This is a genomic window from Bradyrhizobium sp. JR4.1, assembly GCF_040548605.1.
Taxonomy (GTDB): Bacteria; Pseudomonadota; Alphaproteobacteria; order Rhizobiales; family Xanthobacteraceae; genus Bradyrhizobium; species Bradyrhizobium canariense.
Genome location: NZ_JBEPRY010000016.1, coordinates 12062 through 24556 on the forward strand (window position 1 = coordinate 12062; position 12495 = coordinate 24556).

At 63.5% G+C, this 12495-nt stretch carries 18 protein-coding genes; 10 read left to right on the forward strand and 8 right to left on the reverse strand.

Annotated elements, in window-relative coordinates; translation table 11 throughout:
* Nucleotides 1-116 precede the first annotated feature (116 nt).
* Both ABIB90_RS26700 and ABIB90_RS26705 read left to right on the forward strand, forming a co-directional pair.
* Nucleotides 117-269, forward strand: coding sequence for an integrase (locus ABIB90_RS26700; protein WP_035992850.1), 153 nt, complete (start codon nucleotides 117-119; stop codon nucleotides 267-269).
* Entirely contained in the window at nucleotides 269-652 is a 384-nt protein-coding gene (locus ABIB90_RS26705; protein ID WP_354163925.1) for a hypothetical protein, read from the forward strand. Before ABIB90_RS26700 ends, ABIB90_RS26705 begins: the two co-directional genes overlap by 1 nt.
* Before the next feature lie 146 nt (nucleotides 653-798).
* Here ABIB90_RS26705 and ABIB90_RS26710 read toward each other — a convergent pair whose 3' ends face one another.
* From ABIB90_RS26710 to ABIB90_RS26730, 5 genes are all read right to left on the reverse strand, one after another.
* Nucleotides 799-1431: a class I SAM-dependent methyltransferase gene (locus tag ABIB90_RS26710; RefSeq protein WP_354163906.1), complete on the reverse strand. Its 633-nt coding sequence runs from the start codon at nucleotides 1429-1431 to the stop codon at nucleotides 799-801.
* A gap of 10 nt (nucleotides 1432-1441) precedes the next feature.
* Nucleotides 1442-1852, reverse strand: a complete 411-nt coding sequence (locus ABIB90_RS26715) for a nuclear transport factor 2 family protein (RefSeq protein WP_354163904.1) — start codon at nucleotides 1850-1852, stop codon at nucleotides 1442-1444.
* Nucleotides 1853-1921: 69 nt separating this feature from the next.
* On the reverse strand, nucleotides 1922-2521 hold the full coding sequence (locus tag ABIB90_RS26720; protein ID WP_502917013.1) for an NADPH-dependent F420 reductase: 600 nt from the start codon (nucleotides 2519-2521) through the stop codon (nucleotides 1922-1924).
* A 32-nt stretch (nucleotides 2522-2553) separates the two neighbouring features.
* Complete coding sequence (locus ABIB90_RS26725) at nucleotides 2554-3306, reverse strand: glucose 1-dehydrogenase (protein WP_354163902.1); 753 nt, start codon at nucleotides 3304-3306, stop codon at nucleotides 2554-2556.
* 52 nt (nucleotides 3307-3358) lie between these two features.
* Entirely contained in the window at nucleotides 3359-4093 is a 735-nt protein-coding gene (locus ABIB90_RS26730; protein ID WP_354163900.1) for an SDR family NAD(P)-dependent oxidoreductase, read from the reverse strand.
* A 266-nt stretch (nucleotides 4094-4359) separates the two neighbouring features.
* Here ABIB90_RS26730 and ABIB90_RS26735 point away from each other — a divergent pair, with 266 nt between their 5' ends.
* The 3 genes from ABIB90_RS26735 (at nucleotide 4360) to ABIB90_RS26745 (ending at nucleotide 6046) form a co-directional block, all read left to right on the forward strand.
* Nucleotides 4360-5256, forward strand: coding sequence for a LysR family transcriptional regulator (locus tag ABIB90_RS26735; protein WP_354163898.1), 897 nt, complete (start codon nucleotides 4360-4362; stop codon nucleotides 5254-5256).
* A gap of 106 nt (nucleotides 5257-5362) precedes the next feature.
* Nucleotides 5363-5605 (forward strand): type II toxin-antitoxin system Phd/YefM family antitoxin, encoded by a 243-nt coding sequence (locus ABIB90_RS26740; protein WP_007592169.1) that lies wholly within the window; start codon nucleotides 5363-5365, stop codon nucleotides 5603-5605.
* 3 nt (nucleotides 5606-5608) lie between these two features.
* The gene (locus ABIB90_RS26745) at nucleotides 5609-6046 is read left to right on the forward strand and encodes a type II toxin-antitoxin system VapC family toxin (protein WP_354163896.1); all 438 of its coding nucleotides are present in this window, start codon (nucleotides 5609-5611) and stop codon (nucleotides 6044-6046) included.
* Nucleotides 6047-6095: 49 nt separating this feature from the next.
* Here ABIB90_RS26745 and ABIB90_RS26750 read toward each other — a convergent pair whose 3' ends face one another.
* Entirely contained in the window at nucleotides 6096-7001 is a 906-nt protein-coding gene (locus tag ABIB90_RS26750; RefSeq protein WP_354163894.1) for a LysR family transcriptional regulator, read from the reverse strand.
* Nucleotides 7002-7110: 109 nt separating this feature from the next.
* Here ABIB90_RS26750 and ABIB90_RS26755 point away from each other — a divergent pair, with 109 nt between their 5' ends.
* The 3 genes from ABIB90_RS26755 (at nucleotide 7111) to ABIB90_RS26765 (ending at nucleotide 9130) form a co-directional block, all read left to right on the forward strand.
* Nucleotides 7111-7755, forward strand: coding sequence for a DsbA family protein (locus ABIB90_RS26755; protein ID WP_354163892.1), 645 nt, complete (start codon nucleotides 7111-7113; stop codon nucleotides 7753-7755).
* Nucleotides 7756-7827: 72 nt separating this feature from the next.
* Nucleotides 7828-8724, forward strand: a complete 897-nt coding sequence (locus tag ABIB90_RS26760; RefSeq protein ID WP_354163890.1) for an MBL fold metallo-hydrolase — start codon at nucleotides 7828-7830, stop codon at nucleotides 8722-8724.
* A 1-nt stretch (nucleotide 8725) separates the two neighbouring features.
* Entirely contained in the window at nucleotides 8726-9130 is a 405-nt protein-coding gene (locus ABIB90_RS26765; RefSeq protein ID WP_354163888.1) for a nuclear transport factor 2 family protein, read from the forward strand.
* Nucleotides 9131-9204: 74 nt separating this feature from the next.
* On the opposite strand, the gene ABIB90_RS26770 is transcribed toward ABIB90_RS26765, so the two are convergent.
* Nucleotides 9205-9849 carry an NADPH-dependent F420 reductase gene (locus tag ABIB90_RS26770; protein ID WP_354163886.1) on the reverse strand — a complete coding sequence of 215 codons (645 nt, stop codon included), beginning with the start codon at nucleotides 9847-9849 and terminating at the stop codon, nucleotides 9205-9207.
* Nucleotides 9850-9988: 139 nt separating this feature from the next.
* Nucleotides 9989-10435 carry an Rrf2 family transcriptional regulator gene (locus ABIB90_RS26775; RefSeq protein ID WP_354163884.1) on the reverse strand — a complete coding sequence of 149 codons (447 nt, stop codon included), beginning with the start codon at nucleotides 10433-10435 and terminating at the stop codon, nucleotides 9989-9991.
* A 220-nt stretch (nucleotides 10436-10655) separates the two neighbouring features.
* Here ABIB90_RS26775 and ABIB90_RS26780 point away from each other — a divergent pair, with 220 nt between their 5' ends.
* The gene (locus ABIB90_RS26780) at nucleotides 10656-11537 is read left to right on the forward strand and encodes an AraC family transcriptional regulator (RefSeq protein WP_354163882.1); all 882 of its coding nucleotides are present in this window, start codon (nucleotides 10656-10658) and stop codon (nucleotides 11535-11537) included.
* A 90-nt stretch (nucleotides 11538-11627) separates the two neighbouring features.
* A complete protein-coding gene (locus tag ABIB90_RS26785; RefSeq protein WP_354163880.1) occupies nucleotides 11628-12386 on the forward strand; it encodes an SDR family oxidoreductase in 759 nt (252 codons plus the stop codon).
* The last annotated feature ends 109 nt before the right edge of the window (nucleotides 12387-12495 follow it).

Consider the following 12495-nt stretch of genomic DNA (forward strand, 5'->3'; position numbering starts at 1 on the left):
GCAGGGCCTCGGTTGACCGGGCAGTCGAGTTTCTTTTGACAAAAGATAACAACGTATTTGAGAATAATGAAGCAGTACCATGATAGTATCTGGCGGCGAACCGAACGGAGAGTACCTTGTTGACCGATACGGGACTTCCGAAGCTTAAGCCTGGCAAGAAGCTCTACAAGCGCGGCGACCGCGACGGCATGTACGTTACCGTCCTGCCCATCAATAGGCGCAAGCAGATCTGCGAAAGTGGCGACCACTCGATCAAGGTGGTGCATTGATGCGCGCCGCGTTGAAAGTGGTACCGGCCGCAATATTTGTGATGCCGGCTGCGGTGGCTCTGGCGAAGTCTCCGGACTGCGCGAGTTGGCCCACGAACATGGCCCTCGTGCACCTCAAGAACGCCGGCCTGATCGATATTCCATCCGTGATCGAGGCGCAGACCAAGGCCGTTCGTCTCGCATCCGAAAAGATCGGCAAGGACCTCCACCAGGAGGTTTACGACATCACGTTTCACACCAAGGATGGCAAGACAATCGAGGTCATCACGAAAAGCCAGGCATCAAGCGAGGAATGCTCGATGAGCGGCGTCGACGTCTATGTGGTCGCGAAGAAAATCGGCGGGTCGGCAGAGCAGTCATCTGACGGCAGGGCCAAAAAGTGATCCGGCTGCACCGAAAGCTCAAGAACCGAAATTGACCTGCAGCGGATGCGTAGGGCGGATTGGCCGCAAGGCGTAATCCGCCCTCTCTCGCCGAGTCGCGCGCAAGATGGCGAATTACACTTCGCTAATCCGCCCTACGATCTCTGTCACGGCTTCACGAACCGATAGGCGAAGCGATCGGTTTTGCCCTTGATCGAGGGATCGAACACCTTGATCGTGTGCGGATCGTCCTTGTTCGCGAGCAGGGTGCTTTGCGCGTCCAGCACGAAGCCGGCCGCCTCCACCTCCTTGCGAACGGATGCGGGCTCGATCCGATGCAGCGACTGGGCCTCGCTCGTGCCCGCCCCGAGCGCGGCAGCGTGGTCGACGATGACGTAGCACCCGCCGGGCTTCAGCCGCTCGTAGACGGCTCGATTGAATTGGGCCGCCGTCGCGCCCCTGGCCTGGATCAGCGCGGTGTGGAGATCGTGGTAAAACAGGTGCAGCCACAGCACATCCGCCGGTCGCGTGACCTCCGGCATCGCCACGAGGTCCGCCGAGACGGCTTCGACGTTGTCTCGACCCGGCTCCCTTGCAAGCGCCTGGATGCGACCGAGCGGATCGTTCTTGAAGTGGGCCACTTCGGCCGGCACGAAGCTGTCAACCCGTCCTTCGCCTCCCACGATCTCGGAGAAGAGACGGGTCCAGTCGCCATCGCCGGGGTAAACGTCGATGACGGTGGAGCCCGCGTTTACGCGTGCGAACCGGATCAACTCGGCTAGCTTGGATTGGTCGTACATCGGGATCTCCTTAGGCTTGGGCATTCGACGCGCGCGCGGCTCGCGCCAGTGCTTGCGTGTCGACGTACTCCCGGATGTTCGTCAGTTTGCCTTTGCGAACGGTGATGGCGAAGACCCAGTCGTCCCTAAACGTCTTATTCGTGGCTTTGATCTTTCCCTTCGCGAAGCCGACGACCAGGACCCGGTCTCCTTGCGCCACGAACTCTCGGGGTTCCGTGGACGTTTCGATCGACCTGGATGCCGTCTCCAGCAGATCCGTCACCCCGTCGTGCCCGCGATGCGTTCCGGCCAGCGGCCAGTCCTCGCCCGGAATGATCCACTCGATGTCCGCACTGATCAGCGCCAGCAGAGCCTCCCTGTCGCCGCGGCCGATCGCGGCGAAGAAGTCCTTCACGGTCTGGATGTTTTTCTCGGTGCTCATGGGATTTCTCCATTTCGCTCGGATCGGATCGCGTGCGATCCGATCGCATGCTTCGTGTCCCCGTGTTCATCAGCCGAACTTGACCAGATCCTTGAAGATCAGGTGGCCCCAGCTGTTTCCGCGCGCCTGCACAAGCAGTCCGCCTTCCGAAAGCCCGCCAAGCTTGATCGGCGCGAAGCCGAGCTTTTCCGCAAGCGCGCCGATCTCCGCTGCGGCGGCGTCATCGTCGCTGGCCAGGAACACGACTCTCCTGCCGCCATGGACGGCCGGATCCTGACCAAGCACGGCAGCACCCAAATGGTTGAAGCCCTTGACCAGTCGACCGCCGGTGAAGGCTTGCGCGAGGGCCTTGGACGAAGGTTGTCCTCCCAGTTTCTCAGGCGGCACGCCGTAGGCGTTGGTCACATCGATGATGGTCTTGCCCTGCCAAGTGGGCAGCGCCTTCGCGACATCCTGGTGCGACTCGAAACGGACCGCCAAAAAGACGATGTCCGCCTTGACCGCGTCCACCAGCTTTTTAGGAATGATCGAAGGTCCGATCGCGGCCGCGGCGGATGCAAAGCTTTCCGGGTCGCGCGTGGTTGCAACGGATACTTCGACGCCATTGCGGGCAAACGCCCTGGCCAGGGCCTGGCCGATATGGCCGAAGCCGATAATCGCGTAGCTCATGGTGTTTCTCCGATCTTGTGTCGATGGCGCGGTCAGACCTGCGCCATGCCGCCATCGACGGCGAGATCCACGCCGGTGATGTAAGAACTTTCATCGGAGGCGAGGAAAGTGACGGCAGCCGCGATTTCCTCCGGCTTGCCCCTGCGCCCCATCGGGACCTGTGAAGCAAATCCGGCGGCCGCTTGCTTGGCTTGCTCGGCGGTCAAGCCCGTCGTTGTTTCCAGGGCAGGGGTTTCGGTTGGTCCGGGGCTCATCGTGTTGACGCGGATTCTGCGGTCCTTCAGCTCCAGCGTCCAAGCTCGCGAGAAGCTGCGCACCGCCGCCTTGCTCGCGGCGTAGACGCTGAACCCTGGCAGCCCCTTCACGTTCGACACCGAAGAGTTCAGGATGATCGAACCGCCATCCCTAAAGAGGGGAAGGGCCTTTTGCACTGTAAAGAACAGCCCCTTCACGTTCACGTCGAAGGTCTGGTCGAAATGGGCCTCGGTCGCTGCCGCGAGCGGTGCGATCGTCCCCGCGCCCGCATTCGCGAAGAGAATGTCGATGTGACCATGTTTCTCTTTCACGACGGCATAGAGCCGGTCGAGATCGTCCAGGCGCGACACGTCGCCGATGACCGTCGTAACGTTTGTCTTGATGAAGGCCGTGGCCTCCTTCAGTTCTTTCTCGCGTCGCCCGGTGATCACGACATGCGCACCTTCGTCCACGAAGCGCTTGGCTGTGGCCAACCCGATCCCGCTGCTGCCGCCGGTGATGATTGCGATCTTGCCTTCTAGTTTTTTCATGATCTTTCTTCCTTCGTTGTGTGTGTGGGCCAGGTGCGGGACTGCGCCGGGATCAGAGTTGCGCCAGGCCGCCGTCGACGGCGACTTCGCTGGCGGTCATGAAGCTGCTGTCCGATGAGGCGAGAAAGGCGGCCACGGCTCCGATCTCCGCGGGATCGGCCATGCGCTGCAGCGGGGTCATCGCGGCGAACACCTTCTGGCCTTCCTCGCCCAACGCTTCCTTCGCGAGTTCGGTGGCGGTCGCCCCGGGCGACAGCACGTTGACGCGGATGCCGCTGCCCTTCAGATCCTCGGCCCAGGTCCGCGCGAGGTTGCGCACGGCCGCCTTGCTCGCGCTGTAGGCGCTCATGGCCGGGGCGCCCGTGGTGCCCGCGCTCGATCCGGTCAGGATGATCGAACCACCCCGGCGCATCAGCGGCAGCGCCTTCTGCACCGTGAAGATCGTACCCTTCACATTGGTGTCGAAGGTTTCGTCGATGTGCGCGGAGGTGATCTTGCCGAGCGCAAGCTGGCTTCCCGCGCCGGCATTAGCGAAGACGATGTCGAGGGTTCCGCGCTCGGCCTTCACCGCCGCGTAGAGCCGGTCGAGTTCGGCCTCATCCGAGACCGAGCCCTTCACCGCGCGGGCATTGGGGCCGAGGGCGGCGACAGCTGCGTCGAGCGCTTGCTGCCGGCGGCCGAAAATGAAGACGAAGGCACCGTCCTCGATGAAGCGCTTTGCCGCGGCGCGGCCGATGCCGGTCGCGCCACCCGTGATGACTGCAACCTTGCCGTCGAGCTTTCCCATAATTTCTCCTGTCGTGGTGCCGGGACAGCATCTGCCCCCGACGTCCCCGACATAGGTCCGCCGGCGTCAGGCGTTGAGTGCGGAAGCGCGCACATCGGTGGTGCAAAATCGATCCGGCCGGACGACGGGCGCCAGCCGCGGCGAGCGGTGTCCGCCGTTCGGAATGGGTCCTGCTGGCCGGAACCGGCTATGATGACCGCCCGTACTGCTGTACGAGGCATCCAGATACGGCTTGAAAGGCGCACCGCGCGGTGCGGGATTGCACCATGATCGACTGGGATGACGTTCGCTATTTTCTAGCCGTCGCGCGTGGAGGCTCGGTGCGGGCGGCCGCCGAGCACCTCGGTGTGAACCACGCGACCGTGCTGCGACGCATCGCCCAGCTCGAGGAACGCCTCGGGGTCCAGATGTTCGAAAAGCTGCCTTCGGGCTACCGCCTGACGGCTGCGGGCGAGGAGGTCCTCGAATTCGCGGACCAGATGGAAGCCTCCTCACACCTGCTGGAGACGCGTGTGTTCGGGCGCGACCAGAGCGTGCGTGGGCGTCTGCGGGTGACGCTGGCGCCGCCGCTTGCGACGCACCTGCTGATGCCCGATTTCGCCGATTTTGCGCGCCTGCATCCTGATATCGAGATGGATATCTTGTCGGCCGGCGAGCTGGCTAATCTGACCAACCGGGAGGCCGACGTCGCGATCCGCGTCGTCTATGACCGCAAAACCCTCCCGCAAAATCTTCACGGCATGAAGGGACCGGAGCTGTTCGGCGCCGTCTACATGTCCAGGGATCGGCTGGCCGCCTGGCGTGCGGGCGCGCCTGATCCCTTCCGCTGGATCGTCATCAGCATGCACGGCATCCCGGACTGGGCCAGCGCGGGCGAGGTCCGCACCACGGGCGTTCCATTCAGGACCTCGGACGCCGGGACGCAGATCGCTGCGGTCCGGCAAGGGCTCGGGATCACGACGCTGCCGTGCTTCGTCGGCGATGCCGACCCCCTGCTGGTGAGGGTGCCGGGCACCGAGCTACACATGTACGGAACGGTTTGGCTCCTCACACAGGGCGAGACACGCAAGACCAAGCGCGTGCGGCTCTTCACCGAGTTCGTATCCCGCAGGCTCGCCGCGTACGCGCCGCTTCTCGCGGGGCTGTCCGTATCGCGCGACTGACGTGGGACACGTCGGTCCATTCGGATGCCGTCCGGTGGTCGGCCGGGAATGCCTTGAAATACAAGCCGCCCTCCTATATGACTACTGTAGTCATATTGGAGGACTCATGCGAGAGATTCAGCTTCGTGACGCAAAGGCTAACCTCTCCGCGGTCGTCGATGAAGCGGTCGATGGCAAGCCCGCGATCATCACGCGTCACGGTAAAAAGCAGGCGGTGGTCTTGAGCTATGAGGAGTGGCGGCGTCTGTCGCAGGTGCCGAGCTTCGGGCGCCTGCTGATGGCGGCCCCCGTGCGGGCCGGCGACGTGCCGACGCGTAATCGCGCCAAGCTGCGCAAGACCGATTTCTGAGACGTGTACCTCGTCGATACCAATGTCATATCTGCCGTCTCGCCGAACCGGCCGACGCCTGCGGCACTCGTCGCGTGGATGGATGCGCAATCCGCCTCCTTGTTCTTGTCCGTCGTGACGATTGCGGAGGTTGAGGACGGAATAGCCAAATTGCGACGCGAGAAAGCCACGCGCAGGAGTAGAGATTTGGCTCAATGGCTGGAAGCCGTGCTGCACCTGTATGAGGATCGAATCCTGGCGTTCGATACCCCCACTGCGCGGATCGCCGGACAATTGTCGGACCGCGCGCGAGGGCAGGGGCATTCTCCGGGATTTGCCGATATCATGATTGCCGCAACTGCGCGTCAGCACTCGTTGACGGTCTTGTCACGCAACGCGAGGCATTTGCTGCCGCTCGGCGTACCCGTGCATGATCCCTTCGACGAGCTGCCGCCGTCCTGATCATCGCGCAGGCATAGGGAGGGCGTGGCCTCTAATTGGCTGCCCACCGCTACTCCGCCCCAACCGAACCCGCCTGTCGCTGAGCCGCGATCAGCATCTCCACGAACGCCGTCACCTTGGGCGGCCGGAAGCGGGCCGCGGGGTAGACCGTGTGAATGCCGCCGGATGGCAGTTGCCATTGCGGCAGGATGTGAATGAGGCGGCCCGCCGCGAGATCGTCGGCCACCAGGAAGTCTGGCAGCACCGAAAGGCCGCCGCCGGCGAGCACGGCCGCGAGTACCCCCGGCGTCGTGTCGATCGCGATGCTCGCTTGCAGCCGCACAGCAAGTCGATCGAGATCGCCGCGCGAAAACTGCCACAGCAGCGGCTCGCGCAGCGCCATGTTGGCGATGAACGGCAGCGTGACGATGTCGTCGGGATCGCGCGCGGCGGCGATCCGATCCGTGAACGCGGGAGCGCCGACCAGACATTGCCGGAACGATCCGATCTTGCGCGCCTGCAGGCTGGAATCGACCAGCCAGCCGACACGGATCGCCATGTCGATCTGGCCTGAGGCGAGATCGACCGTCTGATCTTCGAGCGTCAACTCCACGCGGCAGTTGGGATAGCGCGCCGCGTAGGCGGTGACGACGGCAACGACGACGGCTGTGCCGTAGTCGTTGGGCGCCGTGATCCGCAATGTGCCGGTCGGCGCGGCAGCGGCCTGGGCGAGTTCGTCGAAGGCATCCTCCGCCTCGCGCAAGATCATGGCGCAGCGCGCATGAAACATGCGGCCCGCCTCGGTCGGATGGACCCGGCGCGTCGTGCGCACGAGCAGGCTGGTGCCGAGATCGCGCTCCAGCTGCGCCACCTGCTGGCTCACCACGGCCTTGGTGATGCCGAGCCGTTCGGCTGCCCGCGTGAAGGATCCGGTGTTCACGACGGCTGCGAAATAGGCCAGGCGGTTCAGGTTCATGGCTCGTCCGGTCAGATGGGATTGTTAGTTTATAACATACATTCTGTCTATTTTGTTGATATTTATCTACCAATTAGCGCGTGCCACATTGCGGTTCAAGGAGATCGCCATGTCCGCGCCCATTCCCATCACCTACCTGTTCGATCCGCTCTGCGGCTGGTGCTACGGCGCCTCCACGCTGCTCGAACAGGTCGTCGCCCGGCCGGATTTCGCTGTCGAACTTGCGCCGACAGGCCTATTCGCCGGCGAGGGCGCGCGTCCGATGGACGATGGTTTTGCAGCCTACGCCTGGAGCAACGACCAGCGGATTTCGCGCTTGAGCGGTCGGCCCTTCAGCGAAACCTATCGCCGCGATGTGCTGGGCGACCGCACGCGCCTGTTCGATTCCGGCCCGACGACACTGGCGCTCACGGCAGTCGCGCTCATGGCCCCGGATCGGGAGTTCGCGGCGCTGAAGGCCTTCCAGCTCGTCCGCTATGTCGAGGGCCGCGACAGCACGGATATCTCCGTTCTGTCGGACGTGCTGCGCACGATGAATTTGCCTGAGGTTGCCGCGCGTCTGGCGAGCCCCGACGTCGCACTGATCACCGCTTACCGCGCGCGCCTCGAGGCCACGCGTGCCGAGATGCGCCGGTTCGGCGTCAACGGTGTCCCGGCCCTCATCGTAGGGACGGGCCATGATCGCCGCCTCGTGCAAGCAAGCGCGCTGTTCGGCAGCCTCGACGTCCTCGTCGATGGACTGAAGGCGGCCTGAGCGCAGCGATCAACACAGACCGGACCATCCAGCTTTCATTTCGCGATCCCAGACCAGCACCAGGAGACCAACATGCCGACAAGGAGAACCATCATGAAAACCACTCTCGCCGCGGGCGCCGCCGCACTCTTCGCACCCGCAGGGCTCGGCCATGCCGCCGGCGGGTTAGCCTGGAAGCATTTTCCAGCCGGACAGAACGGTTTCTTCCGGGCTCCCGTTCTGGTGTCCGGGCCGAGCGAGGCCGTGCTGATCGATGGCGGCTTCACGCTTTCAGATGGCAAGGCTGTCGCAGACGCCATCAAGGCCACCGGCAAGAAGCTCACCACCATCTACATCACCCAGTCGGACCCGGATTATTACTTCAGCCTCGGCGCGATCAAGGCAGCCTTCCCCGACGCCCGCGTGCTCGCGGCGCCGGCGACATTGGCGGCCATTAACGCCAGCGTCGAAAAGAAGCTTGCCGTCTGGGGGCCGCAGCTCAAGGCGAACGGCCCGCAGGTGCTCGCCGATGTGGTCATTCCCGAAGCGTTCGAGGGCAAGACGCTCAGCGTGGACGGCGAGACCATCGAGATCGTCAGCGCAGACGGCCTGGTCAACCGGCGCTATCTGTTCGTTCCCTCGCTCAACGCGGTGTTCGGCGGCGTGCTGATCTTCTCCGGCGTCCATGTCTGGACCGCCGACACGCCGACCAAGGAGCAGCGCGCCGCCTGGATCGCCAATCTCGAAAAGATCGCGGCGCGCAAGCCGGCGATCGTCGTGCCCGGCCATTTGTCGGTGGATGCAAAAACCGACCTGTCCGGTGTCGAGCACACAATCGCCTATCTCAAGGCGTTTGACGAAGAGCTGGCCAAGGCCAAGGATTCCGCCGCGCTCAAGGCAGCGATGGAGGCGCGTTTCCCCGGCCTCGGCATGGGCGTCGCGCTCGATATCGGCGCCAAGGTCGCCACCGGCGAGATGAAGTGGGGCTGAGATGGGGGCGAACCTCGATCTGATCCGCGCCACCTATGAGGGATCGTCGTCGGAAGAGAACGGCCGCAATTTGCTGGCCGCTCTCGCTCCCGATGCCGCGTGGACCGAAGCGGAAGGGTTTCCGTACGCGGGCACCTATGTCGGACCCGACGCGATCATATCAGGCGTGTTCCGGCGTCTCGCCACCGAATGGACCGGCTACCGTGCCGATGTTCACACCTATCTCGAAGACGGCGACCGCGTCGCCGCCTTCGGCATCTACTCCGGCACCTACAAGGCGACGGGCAAATCCATGCGCGCCAATTTCGCGCATCTCTATCTGCTGAAGGACGGCAAGATCGCCAGCATGACGCAATATGTCGACACCGCGATGGTGCAGAAGGCGTTGGAGCCTGCCGGTCCGTAACAGCGGTATGACGTCGGAACATACGAGAGGGGAGCCCGCAACATGTGGGCTCCCCATTTTCGTTCCGGCGCCTGCTATATCTTGATGAAATTGTGCGCGGCCAGCGCGCCGAAGGGCAGGGTTGCCAATCGTCCGCCGACGTCGAGCGATCCCAAATCGACCGGGAAGAAGCCGGTGTCTTCGATGAGCTTGCGGACCTCTGCCTTTGCGGCAGCGTCATTACCCGAATAGAACAGCACGCGCCGGCCACCCGCCGCTTCCGGCTCCGACAGCGCCGCAACGTCGTTATGGTTGAACGCCTTGACCACGCGGGCGCCCGGAACGAATTGGCTGAAGATCTCGCTCGAATGCTTGTCGCCGAGATCGACGGCCTTGATGCCGTAGGCCGCCAGTGGATTGCTCGGGTCCTTCGCATCCGCCGAGTTGGGATCGAGGAATTCCACCGGATTGGTGGCGTCGATGACGATGCGACCGTTCCAGGCCGGCAAGCGGCTGAACACCTTCTCCACATCAGTCCAGCGGATGGCGGCGATGACGATATCGGCGCCGGCTGCCTCTTGCACGGTGCCGGCCTTGATTGAAGGGCCGAACTCCTGAATCAGCGACGCCAGCGATTCCGGTCCGCGGCTGTTGGAGATAGTGGCCGAGATGCCTTTCCTGGCGAGAGCGCGTGCGAGGTTCGAGCCGAGGGCGCCAGAACCGATGATACCAATACTCATGATGGACTCCTGTGAGGTGAGGGGCTTGAAAGAAGGACCGCCAGCGCCCCGAAGGCTGGTCGGTCGTTACTGATCGATGCCGTTCGGCATTGAAGATATTATGTGTCGATGACACGATTACATTTAAGAGCAAAACAAATCACCAGGCGAGCGGAATGGAGAACTTGCCCAGCCGCGCCACCTCGGCTGCAACATCCGCCACTGTCGTTTTTGCGAGTTCAGCCTCGAGCGCTTTGCGCGCTCGGTCTAGGGCGGGTTGTATCGCCGCAATGATGTTGCCGCCCACCGCGCAACTCTCGCAAGGCGGGGTCCGGTGCAGCGAAAACAGCTCGGTGTCCTCGACCGCCGCATAGACGTCGAGCAGCCGTATCTTCTTCGCCGGTTTCGCCAGCAAGGAGCCGCCACCCGCTCCGAGCTGCGAACGCGTCAGTCCGGCATCGCTCAGGCGGGACAACAGCCCGCGGATGACGACCGCGCCGGTGTTGGCCGACCGGGCCAGATCCTCCGACCGCAGCGGCTTTCCGTCGCTCACGGCAAGTCCTGTGAGGATATGAACGGCAACGGCGAAGCGGGTGCTGGTCGGCATGACGATCTCGTTTGTGTGTAACCATCACTATTACACACTTTCGGCGGTGTCAACACACTCCCTTTGCGCGATCCCGGCGAAAGTTGCCGCCGTCTTGATCCTTGCGCAGGCGCTCATCACGCCCACAAATGGGGTCGACGGGATCCATGCCGAACCGCAAGATCGGTCGAGCAAATCATTGCCGTCAGCGACTAGATGGAGCCGCCACGGAGGAGGGACGATGAAGGCGGCGCTGCAAAACTATCAGGACCGGATGCGACGGGTGCTGGATCATATCGATCGGCATCTCGACGGTGATCTGGATCTGGACACGGTGAGTGCTGTTGCGGCTTTCTCAAAGTATCATTTCCACCGGCAGTTCTCGGCAACCTTCGGATTATCAGTGCATCGCTATGTCCAGCTGGCCCGCATGAAGCGCGCTTCGCATCAACTAGCCTATATGGACGCCCTTGATGTGACGGAGATTGCGATGGATGCCGGTTACGATGCACCGGATGCCTTCGCTCGCGCCTTTCGGCAACGGTTCGGGCAATCGCCGTCGTCCTTCCGGAAGTCTCCCGACTGGGAGCCGTGGCTTGCGGCCTTAGGGCCTCTCGACAATGCGAGGAGCAAGCTCATGCAGAAGACCTTTACCATCGACGACGTGACGATCCGCGATGTGCAACCCACCAAGGTGGCAATCATGGAGCATCGGGGAAGCCCCGAGACACTTGGTGACACGATCCGGCGGTTCATCGCGTGGCGCAAGGCCGCCGGCCTTCACCCCAGGACAAATCCTACCTTCACTGTTTGGCGTTCCGAGCGGCGTCCTGCCTCGCCGGCCGAGTACAGCACGGACCTCTGCGTCGGGACCGACCAGCCGATCGCGGCGAACGGCGAAAAGATCAAAGCCGGCACGATCCCCGGCGGACGCTGCGCGGTGCTGCGCGTCGTCGGCTACACCGACAATCTCGAGCCGGCCGCGCTCTTTCTTTATCGCGACTGGCTTCCGGCCAGCGGCGAGGAAGCCCGCGACTTCCCGATCTATTGCCAGCGGCTGAGCTTCTTCCCGGAGGTGCCGGAGCACGAGACGGTCGCGGACGTTTTTCTGCCGCTGAAATAACCCCTGGCGGCGCCTGACCCGGGAAACGGGTGGCGGCCGGCAGATGCCCGATGTCTTGTTGGCTTGTACTTGACATCAGGAGAGGTCGCGGTGGAACTGGCAAACAAGACGATCATTATAACCGGCGCCAGCAGCGGTATCGGTGCTGCCGCGGCGTCGCTGTTCGCGTCCGAAGGCGCCGATGTGGTGCTCGGGGCGCGCCGCGCCCCCGAGCTGCAGGCCGTTGTTGCAAGCATCAAGAGCGCCGGAGGCCGCGCGACTTTTCTCGCGGGCGATGTTCGGGACACCGGCTACGCAGCCCGCCTTGTCGCGCACGCCGTCACGACGTTCGGAAAGCTTGACGGCGCTTTCGACAATGCCGGCATCGTCGGCGAGATGACGCCGGTCCCCGAGATGAGCGTCGAAAACTGGACCGATGTGCTCGCGGTGAATCTCACCTCGGCGTTCCTCAGCGCAAAGGCGCAGATCCCGGCGCTGCGCAAGCAGGGCGGCGGTTCGATCGTTTTCACCTCGTCCTTCGTTGGGTTCAGCAACGGCGGCATGCCGGGAATGGCGGCGTACGCAGCCACCAAGGCAGGACTGATCGGCCTGGCTCAATCGCTGGGCGCCGAGCATGCGGCCGAAGGCATTCGCGTCAACGCGCTACTGCCTGGCGGGACCATCACCCCGGCGGCGGGCGAAGGAAATCCCGACGCCCTGAATTTCATCGCCGGGCTCCACCCGATGAAGCGGATGGCCAGTCCCAAGGAGATCGCGCAGGCGGCGGTTTTTCTCCTGAGCGACCGGGCATCGTTCATGACGGGAAGCCCCATGACGGTTGATGGCGGCATGTCGGTCCGCCTGACGTGACGACGAACCCGCCAAGCGCACGACGACGGTCACCTCGGCGCAAACACGGGATGTTCGCCACTCATCGCCATGATACGAAATCTATCTCGTTCGCTTCCGGAGCCCGCCG